This window comes from Pseudofrankia asymbiotica, assembly GCF_001983105.1.
In the GTDB taxonomy this organism is placed as follows: Bacteria; Actinomycetota; Actinomycetes; order Frankiales; family Frankiaceae; genus Pseudofrankia; species Pseudofrankia asymbiotica.
The window spans coordinates 1-25,687 of sequence record NZ_MOMC01000021.1 but is presented as its reverse complement, the minus strand read 5'-3'; the positions used below and the strand labels follow the sequence as shown (position 1 = coordinate 25,687).

Sequence of the window (25,687 nt, the reverse complement as noted above, 5' to 3'; positions counted from 1 at the left end):
GCGCCCCCGCGCGCCCCCCGCGACGCCCTCAGGCGGCCGGGGCCTTGAGGGTCGCGTCGAACAGCTCCGCGGTGCGGTCCCAGTGGCGCTCGGCCGCGGCCTCGTCGTACACGGGGAAGTCCTTGACCGCGAAGCCGTGCGCCGCGCCGGTGTAGACCTCCATCCGGTACTCGACCTTGGCCTCGTCGAGCGCCCCCGCGAGGCGGACCTGATCCTCGGGGGTGCAGGAGCTGTCGTTGTCGGCGACGCCGAAGTACAGCCGGGCACGCACCTCGCCGGCGTGCCTGTGCGGGCTTTCGGGGTCGTCCTCGACGGCGAGCCGACCGCCGTGGAACGACGCGGCGGCGGCGACGCGGTCCGGGTGCGTGCCGGCCGCGGCGAACGCGAGCCGGCCGCCCATGCAGTAGCCGGTCGTGCCGACCTTGTCGCTCCTGGCGGCCGGCACGTCGTCCAGGGCCGTCAGCAGCGCGCCGGTGTCTCCCATCACCGCGGTGGCGTTCGCCTTCTGCATGACGTCGAACAGGCGAGCCCTGGCCTCGGGGTCTGAGAAGGTTGTCGCCGCGTCGAACGGGCCGGCGTCCGGGGTGCGGTAGAAGATGTTCGGCAGCGCGACGGCGTAKCCGAGCGCCGCGAGCCGGTCGGCCATGTCCTGCGTCACCGGCCGCACGCCGAAGGCGTCCGGATACATGATCACCGTCGGCAGTGGCTCGCCGCCGTCGGCCTCGTGGCCCGGCGGGAGGTGCAGGTAGACGTCCATGACACCGTCGTCGGTGCGCACGTCGAGCTTGGACACGGTCATGCTGACTCCCTGGAGTCCTCGTGGTCGTCGCCGCGGGCGCACGGAGTGGACACCCGCGCTCGCGGCGGCTGGGCCGGAAGAACCTGCCTGGTCGCGGCCGGCGGCCGGGCGACGGGCGGCTACCCCCCGACCAGCGCGATCCTGGCTCGGTCTCGGCCAGCGGGAGCCCTCTCCAGCTGGTACTCCTCCGAGTGCTGGCTCGTCGGGGCACGGCACCGCCGGCGGCCGGCGCGGCCATAGGACAGCATCTCTCACCTGCCCTGCACGCGCTCCGGGCGCCCGTCCTGTAATGAGGGCGAGCGCGCGGCCGGCCGGCGGCACGCTCGCCCTCACTCGACCCCGGCGTCAGCCCGCGGCGCTGACGGCTGCCTTGAAGGCGTCGGGGGTGAGCTGCTCGTTGGTGAGTGTCTTACCGTTGATCTTGACGGTGGGCGTGCCCGTCACGCCACGCTTGGACGCGTTGTCCTCGACCTTGGCGACATAGCCGTCATACGTGCCGGAGCGCACCGCTTCGATGAACTCGGGCGACGTGAGCCCGACCTGCGAGCCGAGCTCGATCAGCTTGTCGTTCGTGAAGGCGCCGGAGTTCTCCGTCGTGCCCTGGTTGGCGTAGAGCAGGTTGTGGAACTCCTTGAACTTGCCGGCCTGCGCCGCCGCGGCGCCCGCGTTCGCGGCGCGCACCGAGTCGGGCCCGATGAACGACATCATGTGGTAGACGGCCTTGATCTTGCCGTCGTCGATGAGCGACTGGACGGTCGGCCCGGTCGTGGTCTCGAACTGCTCGCACACCGGGCACTGGAAGTCCTCGTAGAACTCGACCGTGACCGGGGCGTTCGCCTTGCCGACGACGATCCCGTTGTCCGGCCCGGTCGCGTTCGCCGGGATCACGACGGGCTTGGAGTCCTGCCGGGAGTTCTGGACGAGGATCCCGACGACGGCGGCGATGATGATCACGCCGACCACCGACGCGAGCACGATCATCCTGCGGCGCCGCCGCTCCCGCGCCTCGGCCGCCTCGCGGGCCGCGGCGGCCCGCTGCTGGCGCGCAGCGGTGCGCGGGTCCCGCCCCTGCTGGCCGTTGCCCCGCCCGGCCGGGCCGCCGGCGCGCGGTGGCCGGCCGCCGGTCGGGGCGCCCTGCCCCTCCCGGTCGCCCGGCCCGCTTTCCGTGCCCTTGCTCATCGGTCGCGCCCCATCCGTCGTCCCGCCCCATCTCCGCGTCGGGTCCCTCGCGGCTCAGCGGACCCGGCCCGCCCCTCCGCGAGGTGCCGGCCGGAGCCGTCCCAGCCCTCGGTGTCACGGCCGTCGCCCACCCGGCCGCGCCAGTCGCCTCCCGCCGCGTCGCCGTCGTCCCAGGCCTGGTCGTGCTTGTCCCGGACCCCGTCCTCGTCCGTGTACTCGTCGCCGTCGCCGTCGCCGTCGCCGTCGCCGTCGCCGTCGCCGTCGCCGTCGTACTCGTCCTCGTACTCGGCCGTGTCCGGGCGCCGGCGCCCGGCGCCCGGCGCGTCCAGCAGGCGGTCCAAGGCGAGATAGCCGCCCGGCCAGCGCACGAGTAGCCCGCTGGCGACCAGAAGCAGGCTGTCGCGGACAAGCTCCGATGTGTAGTGGGTTGGCGCGCCCTTCGCGAGGTCACCACCCGAGGAGAAACAACCGCATTCGATGCGCAGGCCACGAGCCGCGGCGGAGGCGATCGCCGCGATATACGCGGCGAGCATCAGGGAGGACAGCAGCGCGCAGGCGCGCACGGCGAGGCCGAGCAGGAGAAGCACGCCGAGCGCGATCTCGACGAACGGCACGGCGTAGGCGACCGGGTGGACGAGGCTCTCCGGCAGGATCCGGAACGCGCGCACCGAGCGGACCATCCCGGYCGCGTCGCCGATCTTGAGTGCTCCCGCCGCCAGCCACAGCACCGCGAGCGCCAGCCGCAGCGCGGTGGAGACCGCGCGGACCCAGGCTCGCGTGCCGAAGGGCCGTCCGGCCGTCTGGTCCGCCGCGCCCGCGCGTGGGGAGGTGTGGGTCATCGCGTCGCCCCCTGGTCGGCCAGGACCGGAAGATCGTGAATGTAGTCGGTGATCTGGGTGCCCGGCGGGTAGCGCAGGGCGAGCCGGCCGTCGCGGCCGAACGCCAGCACCTCGGCGTTCTGGTTCTGCTCGATCACGCCGTCCGCCCCCGTACGAGGTTGTTCCACGTCGACATCCAGCGCCCGAGCCGCGGCCCGTACCTCGGCGAACGGGCCGGTCAGGCCGTAGAAGCCGAAGCCTGGGTCGAAGTGGTGCAGCCAGGCGACCAGCACGGCCGGTGTGTCGCGCGCCGGGTCGACGCTGACGAACACGACGCGGATCCGCGCTCGCACCGCCGGGTCGAGCTCGCCCATCGCCTGCGCGAGGTCGGCCGTCGTCGCCGGGCACACGTCAGGGCAGTGGGTGTAGCCGAAGTACAGCAGCGTCACCAGGCCGGCGGTCCTGGCGCGCAGGTCGAAGGGGAGCCCGTCGGTCCCGGTCAGGTTCAGGGCCGGTTTCGGCGTGGGGGTCACCGGGCTGATCCCGTGCAGGCCGTCCGAGCGGCGGTCGCCGACCGCCGCGGCGCGCATTCCGGGGGTACGGTCCGCGCAGGCCGTCGCGCCCGCGAGCAGCGCCGCCAGCGTCAGCAGGGCGACCGGCGTCCCGGCCGAGGGCCCGCGCCTGTGGACCCCGCGCGGCTCTTCCCGGCCGGATGCGGAGGTGGCCTCGCGTCCCGCGCGCCGCGCCCGGGCGCGGCGAGTGTCGTCGGCGGGTGCCGGCGAGGTGACGACCATGATCCTCCACGCTGAGAGCACGAGCAGGCGTGGGCGGCATCGTCGGGTGTTGACACGCGCCGGCGCGCGCTGCTGCCTGCGGTAGGTCTCGGTTCATGCCGGCGCGGCGCCGTGAGGGCGTGGCCAGCCGTAACCGTAAACGAAGGATGGCGGCCCAGCGTTTCCGGAGAACGGGGCGGGTCGCCAGGACGTATATGGGCGTACCGCCGTAGAAACCCCGCCGTGCGCCGGTCCGCCGGCCGGTCCACGGCCGGTCCACGGCCGGTCCACGGCCGGTCCACGGCCGGTTCGAGGTTCCGCCGAGGTCCCCGCCCGCGGCCCGCGTCCTTCTCGGCTCCGATGGCCCTGATTGGTCCTAACGAGTGTTTGGGCTCGTCAGGTGCCAGCGCGTCTGGCACTCTGAGCAGTGGATCCGTCGGCCGTAGACCGACGGTAGGCCACGGGCTGTGGGAACCGGTAGTAGCTGGGCGTGACCGTGACGGGCGGGTTCGCGATGAGCCGCCGGTCGCGGCGGCGGTCGGGGCGAGTACCGGTCGCGGTGCCCGTGGCCGTCGGCCGTGGGAGACGAGAGGTCAGATCGGTGCCGCAGGACCCAGCGATCATTCAGCGCCAGATCGACGAGACCCGCGCGGAGCTGGCGGAGACCATCGACGCGATCGCCGACATCGTCAGCCCTCGCCGCGTCGCCGAACGCGCGGGCGAGCAGGTACGGGCGAAGGTCGCCGAGTTGCGGGCCCGGGCCGGCCACAGCGAGGAGCCGATCGAGCTCGCCGCCGATGGCCCCGCGGTGCGGCCGGCCGTCTCCGGTGCTCCGGGCGTCCCGGGGCAGGCACCTGGCGGGCGCACGGTGCGGTGGGGCCGGGTGGCGCTCGCGGTCGGCGCGACCACGCTGCTGGTGGTGCGCACCACGCGGCGCCGCAGGCATCGTCGCGGATGAGGCCGGGCAGGCAGTCCCGATGAGCCTGGACCCCCACGGCCACGTGCCGCCCGGCCGTATCCTGCTGATCCGCCACGGCGAGACCGAGTGGAGCCGATCCGGTCGGCACACCGGGCGAACCGATATCGCCCTCACCCGAGAGGGTGAACGGCGGGCGGCATCGCTGCGCGGCGTGCTGCGCGACCGTCACTTCGTCCTGGTCGCGACCAGCCCACGCTCGCGCGCGGTCCACACCGCGGACCTCGCCGGTCTGCGCTTCCCGTCACCCGGGGCCCCGCTGGTGACCGGGGCGCCAGGTGCGGGCGAGGCGGACGGCCGGGCCCCGCGCGGTCCGCGCGTCGCGGCCAGAGAGATCTGGCCGGAGCTCGCCGAATGGGACTATGGCGATCTGGAAGGCCTGACCACGCCCCAGATCCGCGAGAACCAGCCGGGCTGGACGATCTGGAGCGGTCAGGTGCCGGGGGGCGAGAGCGCCGAGGCCGTGGCGGCGCGCGCCGACGCCGTGCTGGACCGCGTTCTGCCGCTGCTGCGCGATGGCGACGTCGCGCTTGTCGGCCACGGCCACTTCTCGCGGATGCTGATCGCGCGCTGGTTGGGCCTCGACCCGGCGCGCGGCGCGTCGTTCCTGGTGGAACCGGCGAGCATCTCCGTCCTCGCGCACGAACGGGAGACCAGGGCGCTCGGTGGGCTGAACCAACGCCCGGCCCCCGACCAGCCGGTCGCCGCGGCTGGCCCCGACTCCGGCCTTACAGGTCTCCCCGCCGCCGTAGCGCCGTCAGCGCGATGACGCCGGGAATCACCGGCAGCCAGTAGCCGATCAGCCGGTAGACCAGTACGGCGGCCACCATCGCGGCGGCCGGGCCGCCGGCCGCGGTGAGGCCGATGGCGAGCGCCGGCTCGATCGCGCCGACATTGCCGGCCGTCGGCGCCGCGCCGGCGACCGCCGAGCCGACCAGGTAGACCGCGGCCACCGAGAGCACGGAGACCTGGCCGCCGAACGCCCGCGTGCTGGCGGTGAGCGCGATCACCTGCGCGACCTTCGTACCCGCGAGCGAGGTGGTCAGCATCGCGGTCCTGCCGGGGGAGTGGGTGAGTCCCCGCAGATGCGCGAGGAACGTCGCGGCCGGCGCGCGCAGCCGGTCGCGCACCCCGCGGCGGGCGAGCAGCAGTCCCAGCGCCGAGAGGACCGCCGCGATGACGATGCACGTCGGGCCGATCCCGACGCTGGCGAGGGTGTCACGCAGGGGCCCGGTCAGCGAGGCGGTGATCCGCGAGTCGCCCAGCAGCCCCGCGACGAGCGCGAGCGCGGCCAGGTGGACCAGGCCGCAGACCACCCGGAGCGACGCGATCGTGGCGAGGCCCGCCGAGCGGGCGAGCCCGCGGCGTTCCAGAAAACGCAGGTTGACGGCGATCGCCCCGAGCCCGGCCGGAATGATCCGGTTCGCGGCGGCCGCGGCGCACTGGACCGCGGTCGAGACCCGGACGCCCAGAGGCAGTCCGCTGCCGGCCCGCAGCGCGACGCCGTTCGTGACGTAGTAGAGCACCGCGCCGAACCCGCACAGCAGGAGCCAGGGCCAGTTGGGCGTCGGTACATCGGCCAGCTGCTTCTGCACGTCGGCTCGGAACCGGAAGGCGAGCAGGGCCAGCGGCACGCCGAGGATCACGCCCAGGACCAGCGTGCGCCGTCGCGGCATGCGCAGCGCGGGCCGCAGCCGCGCGGAGAGATCGACGTCGCACGCGTCCAGGACGCGCGCCCGGGCGCCCTTCGGCGCGGTGAGCCGCCGGGGCATCGGTAGGACCGCCGTGCCACCCGCGCCCGCCCCGGCCACCGCGGGACCGCCCAACGTGCCCGCGACAGCCAGGACCGGCCGGGAGGGCGCGCCGCTGAGCATCGGTATCGCCGGGAAGCCGTGGAACACCGGAATGGCGGCCGGCCCGGAGGGCGCCGCGAACGCGTGCTGCCGGGGGAGCAGACGGACGGTGAGCTGGCCGGAGAACGCCGCGCGCGCCGGTCGGGCGCCGCGCGCGGCACGCGACCGCCTGGACGACCGGCCGGTGTCCTCGCGCGGTCTATGGCTGGTCGCTGGCGGCCCCGCCGGTGGCGCTGGACGCGCCGTCTCCCCGGTCTGTCCCTCTGCCATCAGCGCCGGAGTCTCGATGACGGGCTCCCCTCGGCCAGGTAACGGTAGGCGAAGTCGGTCCGGTTACTACCCGGTTCCGGCCAGCTCCGCCCGTCTCATTGTGCGCACGGCCGTGCGCGCTCGGCTATTCCTGCCGCCGCCGCGCGGGTTCGCCCTCGTTGGCGAGCACTGGCGTGTCCGAATTGCCGGTCACCTCGGCCGATGCAGCGTCATTGTGTGGGCGCTATGCGACCGGTCACCCTCTCGGCGGGTGTCCGACTGTGGTCGGACTGGAGAAGTGTCGGTGTGAACGGCATCGGACGATGTCGGGCGGTCATGACCTACTGTGACATTAGCCCCCGGGGGCCGGGGAGGCTTTCGGGTGACGGGGCCGCCACGGCAGTGTGGGCTCTGACGGAAGGAGYCAGCCATGGCTGAACTACTCGACCTGACGGTAAGCACTCTCGGCGGCGAGGACACCACGTTCGGGGCGCTCGCCGACGGTCGTGTCGCGCTCGTGGTCAACGTTGCCAGTCGCTGTGGACTTACACCTCAATACGCCGGGCTTGAGGCGCTGCACGAGGAACTGGCTGAGCGGGGGTTCACCGTGCTCGGCTTCCCGTGCAACCAGTTCATGGGCCAGGAGCCCGGCACCTCCGAGGAGWTCGCTCAGTTCTGCTCGACGAGCTACGGGGTGACCTTCCCGCTGGCGTCGAAGATCGAGGTGAACGGCCCGGGACGTCACCCCGTCTACGACGTGCTGACCCGGGCCGCGGACGCCGAGGGCAACGCGGGCGACATCACCTGGAACTTCGAGAAGTTCGTGGTCGGTGCCGACGGGACGGTGCTCGCCAGGTTCCGCCCGGGCGTCGAACCGGGCGACCCGGAGCTGCGAGCCACCATCGAGAAGGCCCTGGCGGCCTAGAGGGTCGAAGGAGGCGCGAGAACGCCCTTCCTTCGGATCTCCGGAGGCCTCTGCCTCCAGAAGCTCTGAGCCGTCCAACCGCCGGGCGGGTTCCGACGGTCGCCCCCGGTGCCGGGGTCTCGAGCCCTCGACACCGGGTGGCCACCGACTAGATGACGTCAATGCCGTCGAGGATCGGGTCGCGCCGGGACATCCACTCCGGCGTGATGTCGTCGGGTACGGGTGGCCCGAGCCGTCGGGCCGTCGGGTCGTTCGGGCGGCCGGTGACCGGGTCCACGCTGTCGGTGTGGATCGACCGGTGGGGTGGGGGCGGCGCCGAGATCGAACGGCTCTGGCCGCGGGGCGGCCCCGCCTGCGGGCGCAACCGCGGGTCGATCGATCCCGGCAGGCCGCCCGCGGCGCCGACACCCCCGAACGAGCCGCCTGCGCCGCCAGGCTGAGCGGATGGCCCCGGACCGGGCGGACCACCCGGCCTGGCGGGCCGACCCTGCTGGTCGGTCGGGTAAGGGGGCTCCTGCCGACCCTGCTCGGGACGGGACGGGTACGGCGCCAGCCGCTCCCCCCGGCCTTGGCCGGGCTGGCCGAGCGCGTCCTGGCGAGGCCATCCGGCGTTGGGAGCGCCCGGGCCGGCCGACGCGCCTCCCGGATGCCCCGGCCGGGTGGCCGGCCGTGGCCCGGACTGGCTCGGCGCCATCGACTGGCCGGGGACCCTCGGCTGGCCTGATGCGCCAGGCGGCGCGGACAACCCCGGCAGGCCGGTACCCGGAGGTGGCGTGCTTGGCGGCGACGGGATACCAGGGGGCGGGTACCCGCCCCGCTGATGGAGCGGCGGCGTGCTGGCCTGGTATCCGCCGGGCCGAGGGGAGGGGCGGTTCGGCCCGGGGGGCTGCTGCCCGCCGGCGGGCTGACCTGGTGGCTGAAGCCGCGCCGGCGGCATGCCGGCCGACGGCATGCCGGCCGGTGGCTGCCGCGGCTGGGCGGCCGGCGGCTGGTAGCGCGGCTGCGCGCCGGTGTTCCCGTCGCGGCCTGGCTGGAACGAGGCCTCGTCAGTGGGGGGTGATGGGAAGACCGGCAGGGCGCCGGTCATCCCCGGGGGAGGCAGGATGGGGTGCGCGCCGGTCATGCCGGGCGGGCGGAAGCTGAGGCCAGCGGCCGTTGTCCCCGGCGGGGGGAACGCCGGGTTGGCGCCGGCCGCCGCCTCGGGCGGCGGGAACGCCGGATAGCTCTCGCCCGGCGGCGGGATGTGCGGCATCGGCCCTGTCAGCGGGGCAGCGGGCGCGCCGCGGTCGGGGCCGCCTGGCCGCGTGGCGATCGGCGCCGGCGCTGATGACGGTGGGGGCGAGGACGGCGACGGTGGTGGGGTGGAGGGCGGTGGGGACGCCGGTGACGGCGCGTGCCGGGAGGTCGCCGGGATCAGGACGCCACGGCCGACGGTCGCCGCCGGCGGAGCGCTGACGGGACGAGGCGCGGGTGGCTCGGGCGACGTTTCCGGCACCAGGCGGCCATCGGGCGCCACGACGGGCTGCCCGCCAGAGGTTCCCGCCGGATCGGCGCCGGGGTTCCTGCCGGGCTGGCGAAGCCCGGGATCCCTGGCGGGCTGGCGAAGCCAGTCCGGGATCTCCGCGGGCGGGTCGGCGGTCTGGGAGCCGTGCTGGGCGGCCGGCGCCGGAATCGGCGCGGCGCGGCGCGTTGCCGGCTGGGGGTGCGTCTCGGTCGCTGCCGGTGCGGCGAAGTGCGCCCCGGATTGTGGCTGCGCACCGGTGGTCGTGAACGCGCCCGTGGCGAACGCGCCGGTGGCGAACGCGCCGGTGGTGGCGCCGGCCGAGGGGCGTGAGCGCCGTGTTGTCTCGGGAAGCGGGCGAGGGGCGGCGACCTCCTGGTCGACCGCGGGCAGCTCGGGCGGCAGGCCCGTCACAGCCAGGACGGATGCGCATGGCCAGAGGCGATCGCAGCCGAGGCAGACGTCGAACTCGTTGGGCTGGTGGAGGTCGATGAGCGCGAGCAGAGRCCGGATGTGCTCGATCGTGCGTGGCCCGGCGAGCACCGGACCACTCTTGATCATGTCAAGTTCCGAGCACAGCCGAACAAAGTAGCGCTCGACGTCGGAAACGTCCTGATCCTCCATCATTGTCAAGCATGCACCATCGAGCGGAGCGCCGCGCGAGCGGCACCCCGCGAACCCGGGCGCGGATCATGAGTCACCGCGCTGGYGCACCAGGCGGCGGCGCGGCGCTGTCGCCTACCGATGCCGGGCATTGTCATCCGCGCCGGACGTCGGGCGGCGAGCCCCGAGAGGTATCCCGTGGGTGATCCCCTGTGCGGCCAAGGCCGGGGCTCGCATGACGGGACCGCCGTCTCACGCGCGCTCGGGCCGGACCTCGTCACCGCGGCGCACCTGCCGCATGAGGCCCTCCTGCAGGCGGGCGAACTCCTCGATGTACGGGCTGTCCGCCGGGTTCGCGCCGGACATGTCCTTGCCGGGCTGGCCGCGGTCGAACGCCGGTTCGAACCCGGCGTACGGGCCGCCCCCGGGCAGCCGGTCCGCCTGGCCGCCGTCGAAGGGCGGGTAGTGGCCGCCGCCCTGGCCCGAGGGCGCGCCGCGCTCGGGCGGCGCCTCGTAGGCCGGGTAGTTCGGCATGCCACTCGGCGGCGGGGTACTCGGCCGCTCGGGCGGGCCGTCGAACGACGGGTAGTGCGCGCCGCCCTGCGAGGGGGCCCGCTCCGGGCCACCCTCATAGCCAAACGGAGAGGAGCCGTTGCTCGACGGCGCGGGGCTGATCGACAGCGGCGCGGAGCGCGGCGCGTCCACGCCCGCGTCCTGCTCCGGCGACAGGAAACCCTCGGTCTGCGGGAAGATCCGCGCCGACAGGCTGACCGACATCGGGTCGCTGMCGTAGGTGATCACGTCGACCTGGTCGTCCGGGCCGATGCCACCGTTGCGGGCGAGGTCGACGAACCGGAACAGATCTGCCCAGCGCAGGCCGTCCAGGTCCACACTGATCCGCAGCGCCATAGCTGTGCCCCGTCCCGTGAGCAGTCGTGATAGCCGACGGGCCGCCTGTCCGCGCGACCGCCCGCCCGCGCCGGGCCGCCTGACAGGCCCGTCGCCCGCGGGTACTTGCCCGCGCCCCGGTGTGGAAGTGTCCAACTCCGGGTGATGGGCGGCAGCTTATACCGCGTTGGGTAGGTGTTCCTCATCCGGGGAGCTTCGGCGCCCCGTCCGGGGGGCGTGTACCGCCTGTGGTGGCGCTTCCTGGGAGTGCGAGGAGATGTAGGTCATAGGGGGCGGCGGATGGACGGGCCTACTAGGGGTAATGTCGCGCGGGTGACCAGTCTTTCCGGCGGTGTAAACGGCATCGGCGGCACGGCCGGCGTCGACATGCGTGRTGGCTCGCTGCCGATCAGGCTGCTGCATGATCGTGTTCTTGTTGAGCCGCGGGAGGACTCGGTCGACCGGCGGTCGAAGGCTGGCATCGTCATCCCGGCGACCGCGCAGATGGGTAAGCGCCTGTCCTGGGCTGATGTCGTCGCGGTCGGGACCGCCGTGCGCACCATCCAGATCGGCGACCGTGTGCTCTTCGACCCCGAGGACCGCGCCGAGGTCGAGCTCCACGGCTCGACCTATGTCCTCATGCGCGAGCGCGACATCCACGCTGTGGCCGCCGAGCGCCTCGACGACGGCCTTACCGGCCTCTATCTCTAGCCTCGGCTCCCTCTAGGCGGTTTCAGGGCCGGCTGCTGTCTTCAGGCCGATATCTACCGCTCTCTCCGGATCGCGGGCCTCGCCCGCGGGTCGTGGGCGCCCGCGATGTGGCCGGAAAGACACCGATAGGACCACCGTTGAATTGGCCCCCGGCGGGCCCGGCCCCGTATCCTTCGCACCGGCTTTGATGATCGAGGCGGTCGACGACGGCCCATGCGCCGTCGTCGGGGCCCCGGCTGGCGAGAACGGCCTCGCCGGTCCCACTCGGGCGGTACAGGCACGGGGAAATGTGGACATGCGGCGCCGGGACGTTCTCGCGCCGATGGCATTGCGTATTGTGACCACCCGATCCCGTTCGGAGACGAGGCCTGGTAGGTGTCGCGGCCCGTCGTGGACGGCGGAACCCGCGAGCCCGGCCCGTCGCTCTGGTCGCGGGATGCCTGAGCGGGACGGCGGCGAAGACGGCTGGCGGGGGCGGATGGAGCGCCCGCCGGCCGGCATCACGGCTGGCGAGGAGGGGACGGGTCGGCCGCCTCGCTGGTGCCCGGAGGCCAGTGGAAGGCCGACCCCTTGGACCGAGGGAAGGAGAGGCATGGCTCGCGACTTCGACGCCAGGCGTAGTTCCGGCGCGGACGACGATGATCTTCAGGAGCAGAGTCTGGAGTCGTTGAAGGCGCAGCGCCTTGGCGCCGCGGCCGACCTGGGCGACGACGTGGACGCTCTGGAGACGGAGCTGGATCTGCCCGACGCCGAGGTGCGTGACGAGGACCTGGCGCTGCGCGTGCTGCCGCGGCAGGCCGACGAGTTCACCTGCACGAGCTGCTTCCTCATACACCACCGCAGCCAGCTGGCGGATGCTCGCCGTACGGTCTGCTCGGACTGCGCGGCCTGATCGGCCCGCGTCGTCGCGGGTCCGCGATGGCCGCGCCTTCTGGCCCGGTCGGCGCCGCGGGAAGTCGGCGGTATGGGAAGCCGTCCGCGTACGACACGTGCTCGCGACAGAGGGTGAGACTCCAGTTACCGTACGTTGGGAGCTGGGGGTGATGGCGTGCCGGGCGATGGAAAAGGCGCGGGCGTGGGGTCCGCCGCCGCGAAGGACGTCCGGACCGGCATCGAGGACGTTCCGACCGGCGTCGCGGATGTCCGGACCGGCGTCGCGGCGCGCGCCGGCCGTGGCGGTGGTGACGCTGCCGGCGGCGGTCCGCCGCCGCTGCGCGGCCAGCTCGCCCCGCCCGCGCTGCCGGTGCCGTTCGTGCCCCGCCCGCGGCTGTGGGAGATCCTCGACCAGGGCACCGGGCGGGCGCTGACCGTCGTGCGCGGCCCGGCGGGCAGCGGCAAGACAGCCCTGGTCGCCTCCTGGTACCTCGCGCGCCGGGACACGCTGCCGATCGTCTGGTTGCGCGTCGACCCGGCCGCCAGCCCCGCGCGGGGTGATCGACCGGGCCCGGTGGCCTTGGTGGGCACCCTCCCGAGGGATGCCCCTCCAGGCGAGGCCGCGGCCGGCAGGCTCTCTCCCACTCACGTCATGCCCGGCGACACGGCGCCCGCTGGCCATTCCCGGTCGGCCGCCGCCAGACCCTCGTTGTGGGAGCACCTGCTCGTCGCGCTGGCGAGCCACCCCGAGACCGCTCTGGACGTGGGGCTCAGCGAGCTGTGCCCGCCACCTCCGGGTGCCGCGGTGGGCTCCTTCTGCCGCGGCCTGGCCGATGTGCTGTCGCGCGGACGCCCCGCGCCGTTGGTCCTGGTCATCGACGATCTCGAACTGGTCCGCGACGAGGCCGACATCGCCGGCCTGCGCCTGCTCGCCGGTGAGCTGACGGGCGCGCGGCTGGTGCTGTGCGGCCGCCGGATACCGGTCGCCACCCATCGAGCGCGGGCGGCGGGCCAGCTCACCGAGATCGGTCCCGACCTGCTCGCGTTCGACACCGAGGAGACCGCCCGGCTGCTCACCGCGCTGCGCGCGCCGGCCGCCGCCGGTCCCGCCCTGCTGTCCGTCACCGAGGGCTGGGCCGCGGGCCTCCGGCTGGCCGCCGGAGGCCTGGCGTCGAGGCCGGGTCCGGCGGGTCCGGCCGTCTACGCGGCCGGCGTCCGGACGGCCGGGGCCGGGCCCGCGGATGCCGCGTACGGCCCCGCGGGGGCGGCAGACCGAGCCGGCGCCGGCGCGTCGGACGTCGGGCAGGGCAGGCTGGGATATCCAGCGCTGCCGTCCGGAGCGTTCGAGCCCGTCGCGGAGTATCTGCGCGCTGAGGCGCTCGTCGCCCTGCCCGCGCTCGTGCGCCCGCTGCTGCTGCGCACCAGCGTGCTCGACCAGGTGTGCGGCCCGCTGGCGGAGGCGGTCGTCGCGGAGCGCGGCGGGGGGGAACAGCTGCTCGCCGAGCTCGCCGCCGGCGACGTCCTCGCGACGCGCCTGACGCTCCCGCCCGCGCCCGACAGCGAGCTGGCCGAGGCGGCCGAGCCGGCGGACCTCGCCGCGGCGGCGCCCTGGTTCCGCTACCACCAGCTGCTGCGCGGCATGCTGCGAGAGACGCTGCGCAGGGATCCGACCGAGGACGAGGCCGAGCTCAACCTGCGCGCCGCGCTCTGGTACGCGGCGAACCGCCGGCTCGTCGACGCGGCCCGGCACGCACGGCGCGCCGGCGACTGGCGCTACCTCGCCTGCCTGGTCGCGCGCGGCACGGTGCCTCTCATCCTGCAGGGCGACCTGCCGGAGCTGGCCGCGCTGGTCACCGACTACCCCGACCGCGCCGCCGCGCTCGGTCCCGAGTGCGCGACGGTCGCCGGGCTTGCCCGGGTGCTCACGGGGGACGTCGCGGCGGCCGGTGAGCACCTGGACCGGGCGCGAGCGGGAGCGAACGCGGGCCCGGCTGCTGTCCCCGCGGCCGCGGCCTGGGCGGGACGACCCGGCCACGAACGGGCGGGCGACGGCGCGGCCGGCGCGACGCGGCGGTCGTTGCTGATGGCGATCGAGGCCGTCGAGCTGCGCCGGGCGGAGCTGGCCGGCGACGTCGACGCCATGATGACCGCGGCGCGCCGGGCGCTGCGGACGAGGTCAGTGCCGCCGCCCGGGCCGGCTGACGGTCTGCCCGACGGGCTGCGCCCGCTCGCCCTGTGCTCTCGAGGCCGGGCCGAGCTGTGGCGCGGCCGGCTCGAGGCCGCCGAAGACGCGCTGCGCACGGCGCTCGCCGAGGCACGCCGGACACGGCTGGGTGGCGCGACGGCCAGCTGCCTGGGCGCTCTCGCCCTCGGATCGGCGCTGCGTGGGCGCCTGCGCCTGGCGGAGGAGACCGCCGCCGCGGCCCTCGCGGCCATGCGTGGGCCACTCGGCGTCGCCGCGAGCGACTCGGGTCCATCACTCGGAGACGACGGGCGAGCCGTCGACCAGGCCCGGCCGGCATGGACGGCCCGCGAGGAGCAGCCGGGACCGGCGCGCCACATGGTCCCGGGAGGCGCCGTCCCGGGCGTGCCGGGCGTCCCGGGCGCCGTGCCCGTGCCCACGTCCGCGCCGTCTTCGCCCGGTTCGTCCGCGCCCTCCTCGCCCGCGCCCTCCTCGCCCGCGCCATCCGCGGCTGCCCGAGCCGCGCGCGACGGCGGCGAGTCGCCGCCGCGGGAGTCGGCTGGCCTGGACGGACGAGGCCACGAGGAACACGACCGCGGCTGGCGTGACCTGGAGCAGGCGGCTTGGCTCGCGGGCTCGCCCGCACCGGTCGGGGCCGTCGAGGCGCTGCTGGCGCTCGCGGTCGTCGCCGGCTACCGGGGAGACGTCGAACGCGGGCTCGCCTGGGTGGACCAGGCCGCTCGCGCCGTCGGCACTGGTCAGGCTGGCCAGCTGCCGGATCTGGCGAACGTTCTGCGCGCGTGGCTGCACCTGGGGCGACGTGGAGCCGACGACCTGCGGGCGGCCCGGCGCGCGCTGGGCGCCGTCCCGGCCCGCGAGGGGCCGGCGTTGCTGCTGGCACTGCGCGAGGCCGCGCAGGCCGACCTGCTGGTGGCCGGCGGCAACCCGGATGCCGCACTGCGGCTGCTGGAGCGCGACGAGGCGGCTGGGCGGCGGGACGGCTCGGCCGCGCGGCTCGCCAGGGGCCGTGCCCAGCTGGCTCAGGGCGACGCGGCCGCCGCCGCGCTCACAGTCGCCCCGTTGCTGCGCGCCGACGGCGGGGGCGTGGTGAGCGTGGTCGGGGCCTGCGCCGTCAGCGCGCTCGCGGCTGCCCGGCGTGGAGACGGGGCGCAGGCCGGCGGCCTGCTGGCGCGAGCGTTCGCGCTCGCTCAGGACGAGCCGCTGGTACGCCCCCTTCTGGAGCTGGGTCCCGAGGTAGTCGCGTTGACCGAAGCGCACCCGGGCCTGTCGGACGCGGCGCCCGAACTGGTCGCCGCGCTGCGGGCGGGTCTCGTCCGCGAGCCACGGCGCCGGGCGGCGGAACCGGTGGTGACGGGCGGGTTCGGGCAGCCGGCGGGCCGGGTCCGCCCGGTGGCGGTGCCCGCCGCTCGCCGGGCGCCGGGCGTCGCCGGCGGTGGCGGCGGTGGCGGCGGTGGCGCGCCCGCGCCCACGCCGTCGCGTCTGCCCGAGGCCACCGCGCGTGGCGGGGGTTGGAGGAGCCCGGGCGCCGACGGCGCGGAGCCTGGTCGTTCCTCGACCGCCTCCGCCATACCCGGGGCGGCGCCCGCGCCCGGAGCCTCCCCGGCGCTGGCCGCCACCGGTGGCGCGGAGGAGGAACGCGTCTGGGCGGCCCCCGCCGGGGCGTCCGCCGAGCCCCCATCGGCCGGCCGGCCGGCCGCGTCGGCGCGCTCACCCGAATCGTTGGCCGGGCCAGGAGCCCGGCCCGCCGTCGTGAGCCGGGCGCCACGGATCCCGGGAGCGTCCGGGACCGGCCAGACGGCCGAGACGGCTGCCGGAGGCGGCTTCGCGTCGCCCGGCGGCCGGCCACGGCCGGCGGGCGAGGAGCCGGGCGGGCGGCCGCAGCCGCCTCGGACCGGGCGGGGGGCCGATCGGCTCAGCGAGCGGGAGCTGGCGGTGCTCAGCTACCTGCCGACGATGCTGACGACGGCGGAGATCGCCGCCGAGCTGTACGTCTCGGTCAACACGGTGAAGACGCACCTGAAGAGCATCTACCGCAAGCTCGACGTGGCCAGGCGGCGGGACGCGGTGCACCGCGCCCGCGCCCTGCACCTGCTCTGAGCGGCCACTCGGCGCGGGTCCCACGCAGGCCCGCGGATCGGGAGGTTCCCGGCCGGACCGGCGGCCGGGTAAAGGAGCCGGCGGCGCGGGGCGGGCGCCAGGCCCGCGGCTGGCCGCGGGCCTGACGGGACGCGCCTCCCGCCTGAGCGACCTGGTCTCACATCATGCGAGGAGGCCGCCTACCGTGAGTGATCTTCCGGACGCCATCCGTGGGGGCCGGTGGAGACGGGCGGCGACGCGTGACCTCGCGGCGGCAGGGGAGAGCGGTTGGCCGGCCAGCCACCGAGCTCGGCCGGCGGATCCGTCGGTGGCCGTTGCCCCCCGAGATCCGGGTTGAACAGCCAGATAAGCCGTATCACCAGGGTGATGATGCCCGCGATGGCCAGGATCAGGCCCAGCGCCGGCAGGTTCAGGCCGTGGATGTGCCACGTGACCGCGTACCGGAGAATCGCGCCGGCCACGATCATGAGGATCGACGAGCCGATGGTCACCGTTGCTCACCCCTCTCGGGCCGCGGCCGGCGGTGTGGGCCGACGCGCGGGCACGGTCGCCGCCGGTCGACCGAACGGATCGGATCGGGCGGACCGTGTCATCGGCTCCGTACCCTCGGTAGCTGTCGGTTACACAGTGTGAAGGAGATTGACTGGGTGGCGTGGACTTATCGACCCTAGTTTGGAAATAGTCCATGTGTGCGGAGCGTGACTAGCACCATCGGGTAAGGAAAGAATGATCATCGACTACTCAAAGCTAGCGCATGATTACTYATGATGGATGGAGAGCGCTCTCATGGGACTTTAGACCCTAGTTGGATCTCCTGATCGCCCTCTGAAGTTGGCAAGAGGTAAAAAGTCCCGGCTGCCGTCTAGCGTGCCCCGGAAGGGGGCCCTACGCTGACCCAACATGTCCAGCTTGGTCGGTAATACTCCGGCGACTTCGCCGTTACCGCCAAGTAACGAGGGTGTCGACCGGATCCGGAGGCAGGCGTGGCGGACCGCATGCTTGATGGCGCGAGGGATACCGTTCTGGACGGTATGGGCGGAATCTCTCCGGTTCGTCGCCAGGCGAGACCGGTGACAATCGACACACCATCCGCGGTCCTGCGCGGACCAGCTCCGCGTCTGGACACCACGGTTCGGCGGCATGCCACGGCGCCGGCGAACGCGCCCATCGGGAACGCGCCCATCGGGAACACGGCGGTCGGGCGTAACCCGTCGTCCTCCGGGCTCCCCGCTCAGCACCCCGGAATCAACACCCCGGCCCAGGCCACCGGCCCCGGGGGCGCCGGAATGCCCGCGCGCACTCAGCTGGCACCCCGCCCCGCGCAGCCGCCGCGGGATCTCGCGCTCGGCGCGGCCGAACTGCGCGGCATTCTCCGGGTCGTCGAGGACTGCGAGCGGGCCCCCACGCTGCCGGCGTTTCGGGAGGCGACGCTCGACGCCCTTTCCCGCCACCTCGGCTACCGGAACTCCGCGTTCTTCCTCGGCCCGTCGCTGGAGGCGGCGTTCCAGGACCAGCGACCGGCCGGCCGGGGACTCGCGCTGCGGATGGCCGGCCCCTTCCTCGACCGCTATCGCGGGCTCGAGGCGTTCTCCGACCCGGAGAGCCTGCGGCTGATGCACGAACGGGGCGTCGTCACGCTCGAGGACATCGGCAACCCGGTCCGGCCGGAGATCCGGATGCGCATGGAGCGTTTCCTGCGCGCGCACGGCATCCACTCCAAACTTCTCCTGCGTCTCGCCGGGCCCGCGAACATCGGCGCCGTGGTGTCACTGCTGGACCCACGGCCCGGCGCCTTCGGGGCGCGCGACCGCGCGGTCGCGGCGGTGCTCGGCCGCCACCTGGGCAACCTCCTGCGATTCCATGTCCGCGCGAACACGGGCCCGGCCGTCACCGCGAAGTTGTCCGCCAGGGAACGTGACGTGGTCCGGCTGGTGGCCGAGGGCCACTCCAACCGGCAGGTCGCCGAGGCGCTGTGCATCAGCATTGACACGGTCAAGCACCACCTGACGCACGCGCTCGTCGCGACATCCTGCGCCAACAGGACTCAGCTGGCCCTGGCCTGGCAGCGCGAGATGGGCCCGTCGACCTCGCCGGCCATCGCCGGCCCCGGCCGGGACTGACACACCCCCGGCGCGTCCTGGGCCGCGCCGGCCGCGGGATCGCCGGCGGGCCACGTCGGCGTGCCAGCCGTCAGGCGCGCGGCCGATGTTCGGCCCATGGCGCGACGGGGCCCTCGGACGACGCCGAGCGCCTCCCGGAGCCGAGGCGGTCGGGAGCCGTACGGCGGGTCGGGCGCCCGCGGGGCGCCGGGGGCCGAAAGCCGTCCCGGATGACCGCCGGGGGCAATCAGTTCAGCGGCGGCGCCACGCCGCCGCCGCTGGACCCGGCGCTCGCGGCCCGCGTGCTGACCGGCGGCGGTGATGCCTGCGGCCCGTGCGCCGATCGGCGGTGGTGATGCCCGCGGCATCCCCGCGGACGGACGAGACGTGCTTCGCGGTCAAAGGTGGCCGCCGGAAGGTCTCGGCTCTTCGGAACGTCTTGGCTCTTACCAGCTGAAAGAGCTGCTTTACCTCTTCCCGCTGCCGGGGAGAACCCTCCGACCTGACTAGACAGATCGTGCCGGGCACCGTCCGGGCAGGGGTCCGTCTGACCGCGGGGGGATCGGCGTCGCACGCCGAAGGCACGTCCCGGCGCAAGCAGCGGCCCGGTCCCCGGGCGGATCCCGCCAGGACGGACCGGAATATTGGCCAATTCGGCACCGCCGTTTTGACGGCTAGCTCCCCGGAGGATGACCGGTTCCCGCTGGGCGCCTTATGGGGTTTTAATGAATGAACTTGACCGAGCTTTCACGGGACGCCCATCGAGTCATTCTGGATGTCGGGCCAGCAAGCTCCAGGAAACGGCGAAAGAATGCTCTTGATGGATGCGGACGGAATCATTGGCAAGAGTTCCGCCGACATCGATTCCCGGAGATGACGGACCAGCCACGGTACCCCGAAGACGGTTACGTATCATGCCCMCGAATGGGGGTATCTGAGTGTGGCGGCCAAGGTGCGATCATTGTCGGCGGGCGTGTCGACGGGTGCACCGTCATGCTCTGGGCAGCACACATCCGCCTCGGCGGACGGCACTGCCCAGGGGCAGTTTCGGCGTGGCTATCCGTGTGGTTATAATTCCGAGCACCTTCTCGGGTACTCGCCACGACGGCGTGGTGAGTACCCGCGCAGGAGCTTGAAACCCGGCCCGAGAGCGTCTGGACATGGACGACGCTCGGTGTAGTTCCGCACTTGGAGACGTTGTTTTTCGAGATGACCAAGGCTCCGGCGCTCACTCGTCCCGGCATGCCGGCGCGAGTGTGCGCACCTGCCGGCACCCGCCGAGCCGGTGACGAAACCCAGATGGTGATGATGGCTATACCGGATCCGTCCGCCGAACCTGTCCGTTCGCCGCGGCGTGGCCCGGGGYGTGGCCGCCGCCCTGGGGCGACGCCCGCTCCCCTCCCGCTCGCACCCCGGTGTCGCCGTAGGCGTCACTGGCTCAGGAGGACCAGTCGATGACCAGGACTTCCAGTCAGCTCGACCCAGGCCGCCCCACCCGTTGGGAGGATGGCCTGGACGTCCCGGCGCACGCCGGCGCACGGGATCTCGTCGTCGTCGTGACGCCGTTCGCCGAGCCGAACGCCGCCCTGGTGGCGGCCGTGGAGCGTGCCGGCGGGCTGGGCGTGCTCGACCTGGGCGCTGATACCGCCCGCGCGCGCCGTGCCCTGGCCGACGCCGCTCGCTGGTGCCCCACCTCCTTCGCGGTCCGGGTAGGCCCGGCCGCGCCGCTGCGTCCCGAGGACCTGCCGGCCGAGGTCGACACCGTGCTGCTCGCCGACCTGGATCTGCTGGCGCTGGCGGCACCCGCCGCCGAGCGGCCGGGATCCGCCCGGTGGGATGTCGCGAGCGCGGCCGGCCCGGCCGGGGCGCGCCGCGTGCTCGTCGAGGTGACCTCGGTGGCCGGCGCGCGGGCCGCGCTCGCCGCCGGCGCCGCTGGCGTCGTGGCCCGGGGCAACGAGGCTGGCGGGTTCGTCGGAGACCTGACCACCTTCACCCTGCTCCAACACCTGGCCGCGGCGGGCCTCCTGACCCGCGCCGGCGCACCCGCTCCCTTCTGGGCCGCCGGTGGGATCGGTGAGCACACGGCGGCCGGCGCCGTCGCGCTGGGAGCCGCCGGCGTCGTCCTGGACACCCAGCTCTCCCTGGTCCGCGAGGCCGAGACGGTGGCCGACGTGGCCGCGGCGGTGCGCTCGATGGACGGCAGCGAGACCACCGTGCTCGGCGGGCACCGGGTCTATGTCCGCCCCGACCTGCCGGTCGCGCGGCTCGCCGGGCTGGCGGCCGCCGCCAGCGTCGGCGAGGTGGATCTTCGTGACACCGGCGGCGAGGTGGCGAGCGACGGTGCGCTGCCGGCGGCCCCGGGCGGGCCGGCGGACGGCGCGCTCACGCCCGTCGAGGCCGCGGCCCGCCTCGGCGGGCGTGACCTGCGCGCCCAGTTCCTCCCGGTCGGCCAGGACGCCGCGTTCGCGAGCGGGTTCGCCGACCGGTACGTCACCGCGAGCGGCGTCGTCCGCGCGGTGCGCGCCGCGATCCGCGGCCAGCTGACCAGCGCGGCCGGGCTGCGCCCGCTCGAGCCCGGCGCGCCGTTCGCCGCGGCCCGCGGCCTGCGCTACCCGCTCGCGCAGGGCCCGATGACCAGGGTCAGCGACATCCCGGCGTTCGCGAAGGCCGTGGCCGACGGCGGCGCGCTGCCGTTCCTCGCGCTCGCGCTGCTGTCCGGCGAGCAGTCCCGCGCGCTGCTGGCGGAGACGGCCGAGCAGCTCGGCGACGCCCCCTGGGGTGTGGGCGTCCTGGGCTTCGCCCCCGCCGAGGTACGCGCGGCCCAGCTGGACGCCGTCCTCGCCGTCCGCCCGCCGTGCGTGCTGATCGCCGGCGGTCGCCCGTCGCAGGCCGCGCCGCTGGAAGCCGCCGGTATCGACACGTTCCTGCACGTGCCGTCCCCCGGGCTGCTGGACCGGTTCGTCGCCGACGGCGCTCGCAAGTTCGTCTTCGAGGGGCGGGAGTGCGGCGGGCACGTCGGCCCTCGGGCCAGCTTCGCGCTCTGGGAGGCGCAGGTAGGCGCGCTGCTCGCGGCGGGTGAGCGGCTGGGCGGCGGCTTCTTCGAGGAGCTGCACCTGCTGTTCGCCGGTGGCGTGCACGACGAGGCGTCGGCGGCGGCCGTCGCCGCGGTCGCCGCTCCGCTGGCGGCGCGCGGGGCGAAGATCGGCGCCCTGATGGGCACGGCCTACATGTTCACCGCCGAGGCGGTGCGGACCGGGGCGATCCAGCCCGGTTTCCAGGAAGCGGCGGTGCGCTGCGAGGAGACCGTGCTGCTGGAGACGTCGCCGGGGCATGCCACCCGCTGCGTGCGCTCGCCGTTCGTCGACACGTTCCTGGCCACCCGGGCCGAGCTCGCCGCCGCGGGGCACAGCCGCCAGGAGATGTGGGCGACCCTGGAAGGCCTCAACCTCGGCCGCCTGCGGATCGCCAGCAAGGGTGTGCGCCGCGACGGCGGGGCGCTGGTGGCGGTCGACGAGGACGCCCAGGCCGCCGAGGGCATGTTCATGATCGGCCAGGTGGCCGCGCTGCGCGCCGAGCGGACGTCGATCGCGGCCCTGCACGAGCAGGTGACCACCGGCGCGGGTGACGCGCTCGTGCGCCGGGCGGCCCAGCTCGGCATCGCGGCCGACGGCGCTGGTACCGCCGCCGCGGCCGCCCGAGGCATTCCGGAGCAGCACCCGGCCGGCGGCGGGGCCTCGGCCGCCGACCTGATCGCCGAGCGGCGCGCGGCCGCGGCGCGATCGGTGGCGGCGGTCCGCGAGACGGCCCGGCCGGCCGACATCGCGATCATCGGCATGGCCGGGGTGTTCCCCGGCGCGCCAGACGTGGAGACGTTCTGGGCGAACATCGTCGGCGGGGTCGACGCGGTCACCGAGGTGCCCGCCGAACGGTTCGAGGCCGATCGCTTTTACTCGCCGGACGCCTTCGTCAAGGACGCCGGGAAGATGACCCCGTCGAAATGGGGCGGTTTCCTGCCGCCTATCCCGTTCGACGCACTCGCGTACGGAATCCCGCCGCGCTCGCTGCGCAGCGTCGAGACGGGTCAGCTGCTCGCGCTGGAGGTGTCCGCTCGGGCCCTGCGTGATGCCGGCTATGACCGGCGCCCCTTCGACCGCTCCCGCACCTCGGTGGTGTTCGGCGCCGAGGCCGGCGCGGACCTCTCCGGCGCCTACGGCCTCCGGGCCGGTTACCGGGCGCTCGTCGGCGACCTGCCGCCCGAGCTGGACGAGCACCTGCCCGAGCTCGACGAGGACTCGTTCCCCGGCATCCTGGCGAACGTCATCGCCGGCCGGGTCGCCAACCGGCTGGACTTCGGCGGCGCCAACTTCACCGTCGACGCCGCCTGCGCGTCGTCGTTCGCCGCGCTGGACGCCGCGTGCAAGGAGCTCCTGGCCGGCAACTCGGACATGGTGCTCTGCGGCGGCGTCGACACCCACAACGGGCTGAACGACTTCCTGATGTTCGCCTCGGTGCACGCCCTGTCGCCGACCGGGCGGTGCCGCTCGTTCGACTCCTCCGCCGACGGCATCACCCTCGGCGAGGGCGTCGCGGTCGTCGTGCTCAAGCGCCTCGCCGACGCCGAGCGAGACGGGGACCGGATCCACGCCGTCGTCAAGGCGGTCGCCGGCTCCTCTGACGGCCGCGCGCTGGGGCTGACCGCGCCGCGCCGCGCGGGCCAGGTGCTCTCGCTGGAGCGCGCCTACAGCCGCGCCGGGATCTCCCCGTCCGAGGTCGGCCTGGTGGAGGCGCACGCGACCGGCACCGTCGTCGGCGACCGCACCGAGCTCGCCACCCTGACCGAGGTGTTCGCCCAGCACGGCGCCGAGCCGGGCACCTGCACGGTCGGCTCGGTCAAGTCGCAGATCGGCCACGCCAAGTGCGCCGCGGGCATGGCCGGGCTGATCAAGGCCACGCGCGCGCTGGCAGCCGGGGTGCGGCCGCCCACGCTGCACATCGAGACGCCCAACGAGGCCTACGACCGGGCCAGCAGCCCGTTCGCCTTCGACCAGACGGCCAGGCCCTGGGCCGCGCCGGCGAGCGAGCGGCACGCCGGGGTGTCGGCCTTCGGGTTCGGCGGGACGAACTTCCACGTCGTGCTGTCCGCCTACGACGGCGGCCCCGAGCCGGCGCACGGGCTCGCGCACTGGCCGGCGGAGCTGTTCGTCATCCGCGGCGCCGACAACGCCGCCGCCGCCCGCCGCCTCGACCGGCTCACCGAGCTCACCCGGACGAACGAGGACGCGGGACGCCCCTGGCGGCTGCGCGACCTCGCCCGCACCGTCGCCGAGGACCGGTCGGGGCCCGCGCGGCTCGCGTTCGTCGTCTCCTCGCTCGACGAGCTGCCGGCGGCGCTCGCCAGAGCCCGGTCGTTCCGGTCCGACCCGAAGGCCGGGCTGTTCGTCGCCCCGGACGCGCCGGCCACCAGCGAGACGCCGGCCAGCGGCGAGACGACGGGTGCCGGGCCGGGCGGGCCCGGGCGGGTCGGGTTCCTGTTCCCGGGCCAGGGCAGCCAGCGTCCCGGCATGCTCGCCGACCTGTTCGTCGCGTTCCCGCGTCTGCGCGAGGTGCTCGAGCTCGGCCCGCGATGGGCGGGCACGATGTTCCCGCCCGCCGCCCTCAGCCGCGAGGAGGCGGACGCGCAGGCCGCCGCCATCACCGACACCCGCGCCGCGCAGCCGACGCTGGGCCTCGCCGGCCTGGCCATGGCCGAGCTGCTCGGCACGCTCGGGATCCGCGCCGACGACCTCGCCGGCCACTCCTACGGGGAGCTGGTCGCGCTGTGCGCCGCCGGCGCGCTCGACCGGGCCGACCTGATCGGCCTCTCCGAGGCCCGGGCGGCCGCGATCCTCGCGGCGGCGGGCGACGACCCGGGCACGATGGCCGCCGTCTCGGCGCCCGCCGCCGACGTCCGCGCCGCGCTGGACGCGGCCGGCGGGCGGGCGGCCGAAGTGGTACTCGCCAACCAGAACGCCCCGAAGCAGACCGTCGTCTCCGGCCCCACGGCCGCCGTCGACGCCGCGCTCGCGGCGCTGTCGGCCGCGGGCCTCGCGGCCAAGCGGATCCCGGTCGCCGCGGCCTTCCACAGCCCGGTCGTCGCCGGCGCCGCCGGCACGCTCGCCGACACCCTCGCCGGGCTCGCGGTCTCGCCGGCCGCCGCCCGGGTCTGGGCGAACACGACCGCCGCGCCCTACCCGGACACCGCCGCCGAGATCCGGGCGACGCTCGCCGGCCAGGTGGCCGCGCCGGTCCGGTTCGTCGACCAGGTCGAGGCGATGTACGCCACCGGGGTACGCACCTTCGTCGAGGTCGGCCCCGGCCGGGTGCTCACCGGCCTCGTCGGCAAGATCCTCGGAAAGCGGCCGCACCGCGCGGTCGCGACCGACGTCGCCGGCGAGCCGGGGCTGCGCCGGTTGCTGCTCGCCATCGCCGAGCTCGCCGCCGCCGGTGTCGCCGTCGACGTCGCGCCGTTGTTCGCCGGCAGGGACGCGCGGGTGGTCTCGGCGGCGGACGCGCCGCGGCGGCCCGGCTGGCTGGTCGACGGCGCCTTCGTGCGCACCGCGGACGGCCGGGTCGTCGCGGGCGGTCTGAAGCCGCTCGCGCGGCTCGAGATCGAGTCCGCGGCCTCCCCGGCGGTGCCAGCGGTCTTCGCGGCGCCGGCGGATCCGACGGCGGACGCCGCGGTGCTGGAGTTCCTGCGGACCACCCGTGATCTCGTCTCGGCGCAGCGCGACGTGCTGCTCGGCTACCTCGGCCGCGGCGGCGAGGCCGCGCTCGCCGCCGGGACGCTCGCGGGCCTCGGCGGCGCCGACGGCGCGCGGCTCGCGCCGGTCGGTGGCGGCCAGCCATACGAGCCGGCGCGGGTCGGGCGACTGGCCGCGTCGAACGGGCACGGACCGGTCATCCCCGCGCAGGCCCTCCCCGTGGACCCGCCGGCGCCGAGCGCGCCGGTGCCGAGCGCGCCGGTGCCGGCCGCCGCCGCGTCCGCGGGCCGCGGCCTGAGCCGCGGCGCGGTGCTGGACACGGTGGTGGAGGTGATCGGTTCGCAGACGGGTTACCCGGCGGAGATGCTGGAGCCGGGGTTGGACCTGGAGGCGGATCTGT

Annotated in this window: 16 protein-coding genes; 8 read left to right on the top strand and 8 right to left on the bottom strand. The window is 74.9% G+C overall.

Annotation, left to right across the window (positions count from 1 at the left end; all coding sequences use genetic code 11):
• Positions 1-28: 28 nt before the first annotated feature.
• The 4 genes from BL253_RS11445 to BL253_RS11430 all read right to left on the bottom strand — a co-directional run bounded on the left by BL253_RS11445 (position 29) and on the right by BL253_RS11430 (position 3,590).
• The gene (locus tag BL253_RS11445; RefSeq protein ID WP_076816227.1) at positions 29-799 is read right to left on the bottom strand and encodes a dienelactone hydrolase family protein; all 771 of its coding nucleotides are present in this window, start codon (positions 797-799) and stop codon (positions 29-31) included.
• 345 nt (positions 800-1,144) lie between these two features.
• On the bottom strand, positions 1,145-1,978 hold the full coding sequence (locus BL253_RS11440) for a DsbA family protein (RefSeq protein WP_076816225.1): 834 nt from the start codon (positions 1,976-1,978) through the stop codon (positions 1,145-1,147).
• Complete coding sequence (locus tag BL253_RS43660; protein ID WP_081438233.1) at positions 1,975-2,817, bottom strand: MauE/DoxX family redox-associated membrane protein; 843 nt, start codon at positions 2,815-2,817, stop codon at positions 1,975-1,977. The genes BL253_RS11440 and BL253_RS43660 overlap by 4 nt, the downstream gene beginning before the upstream one ends.
• A complete protein-coding gene (locus BL253_RS11430; RefSeq protein WP_081438232.1) occupies positions 2,814-3,590 on the bottom strand; it encodes an SCO family protein in 777 nt (258 codons plus the stop codon). The genes BL253_RS43660 and BL253_RS11430 overlap by 4 nt, the downstream gene beginning before the upstream one ends.
• A gap of 580 nt (positions 3,591-4,170) precedes the next feature.
• Here BL253_RS11430 and BL253_RS11425 point away from each other — a divergent pair.
• Positions 4,171-4,527 carry a DUF3618 domain-containing protein gene (locus tag BL253_RS11425; RefSeq protein WP_076816224.1) on the top strand — a complete coding sequence of 119 codons (357 nt, stop codon included), beginning with the start codon at positions 4,171-4,173 and terminating at the stop codon, positions 4,525-4,527.
• Between the two features lie 19 nt (positions 4,528-4,546).
• Entirely contained in the window at positions 4,547-5,314 is a 768-nt protein-coding gene (locus tag BL253_RS11420; protein WP_076816222.1) for a histidine phosphatase family protein, read from the top strand.
• On the opposite strand, the gene BL253_RS11415 is transcribed toward BL253_RS11420, so the two are convergent.
• On the bottom strand, positions 5,274-6,668 hold the full coding sequence (locus BL253_RS11415; protein ID WP_076816221.1) for a lysylphosphatidylglycerol synthase transmembrane domain-containing protein: 1,395 nt from the start codon (positions 6,666-6,668) through the stop codon (positions 5,274-5,276). The two genes, BL253_RS11420 and BL253_RS11415, sit on opposite strands and share 41 nt — an antisense overlap.
• Before the next feature lie 409 nt (positions 6,669-7,077).
• Between BL253_RS11415 and BL253_RS11410 the strand changes: the two genes are divergently transcribed.
• Positions 7,078-7,572: a glutathione peroxidase gene (locus BL253_RS11410; RefSeq protein WP_076816219.1), complete on the top strand. Its 495-nt coding sequence runs from the start codon at positions 7,078-7,080 to the stop codon at positions 7,570-7,572.
• A gap of 148 nt (positions 7,573-7,720) precedes the next feature.
• On the opposite strand, the gene BL253_RS11405 is transcribed toward BL253_RS11410, so the two are convergent.
• Positions 7,721-9,706 carry a hypothetical protein gene (locus BL253_RS11405; RefSeq protein ID WP_158230349.1) on the bottom strand — a complete coding sequence of 662 codons (1,986 nt, stop codon included), beginning with the start codon at positions 9,704-9,706 and terminating at the stop codon, positions 7,721-7,723.
• A gap of 222 nt (positions 9,707-9,928) precedes the next feature.
• Positions 9,929-10,585 (bottom strand): hypothetical protein, encoded by a 657-nt coding sequence (locus BL253_RS11400; protein ID WP_076816215.1) that lies wholly within the window; start codon positions 10,583-10,585, stop codon positions 9,929-9,931.
• Between the two features lie 279 nt (positions 10,586-10,864).
• On the opposite strand from BL253_RS11400, the gene BL253_RS11395 reads away from it, so the two are divergent.
• The 3 genes from BL253_RS11395 (at position 10,865) to BL253_RS11385 (ending at position 16,448) form a co-directional block, all read left to right on the top strand.
• Positions 10,865-11,275: a GroES family chaperonin gene (locus BL253_RS11395; protein ID WP_420801645.1), complete on the top strand. Its 411-nt coding sequence runs from the start codon at positions 10,865-10,867 to the stop codon at positions 11,273-11,275.
• A 592-nt stretch (positions 11,276-11,867) separates the two neighbouring features.
• Positions 11,868-12,167, top strand: a complete 300-nt coding sequence (locus tag BL253_RS11390) for a DUF4193 family protein (protein WP_076816212.1) — start codon at positions 11,868-11,870, stop codon at positions 12,165-12,167.
• A gap of 183 nt (positions 12,168-12,350) precedes the next feature.
• Complete coding sequence (locus tag BL253_RS11385; protein WP_076816210.1) at positions 12,351-16,448, top strand: LuxR C-terminal-related transcriptional regulator; 4,098 nt, start codon at positions 12,351-12,353, stop codon at positions 16,446-16,448.
• A 179-nt stretch (positions 16,449-16,627) separates the two neighbouring features.
• On the opposite strand, the gene BL253_RS11380 is transcribed toward BL253_RS11385, so the two are convergent.
• Positions 16,628-16,939 carry a hypothetical protein gene (locus BL253_RS11380; protein WP_076816209.1) on the bottom strand — a complete coding sequence of 104 codons (312 nt, stop codon included), beginning with the start codon at positions 16,937-16,939 and terminating at the stop codon, positions 16,628-16,630.
• A 579-nt stretch (positions 16,940-17,518) separates the two neighbouring features.
• Here BL253_RS11380 and BL253_RS11375 point away from each other — a divergent pair.
• Both BL253_RS11375 and BL253_RS11370 read left to right on the top strand, forming a co-directional pair.
• On the top strand, positions 17,519-18,568 hold the full coding sequence (locus tag BL253_RS11375) for a helix-turn-helix transcriptional regulator (protein ID WP_241834715.1): 1,050 nt from the start codon (positions 17,519-17,521) through the stop codon (positions 18,566-18,568).
• A 1,433-nt stretch (positions 18,569-20,001) separates the two neighbouring features.
• Positions 20,002-25,687, top strand: a 5,686-nt coding sequence (locus tag BL253_RS11370; RefSeq protein WP_198946241.1) for a type I polyketide synthase, incomplete at its 3' end; no start/stop codon positions are given.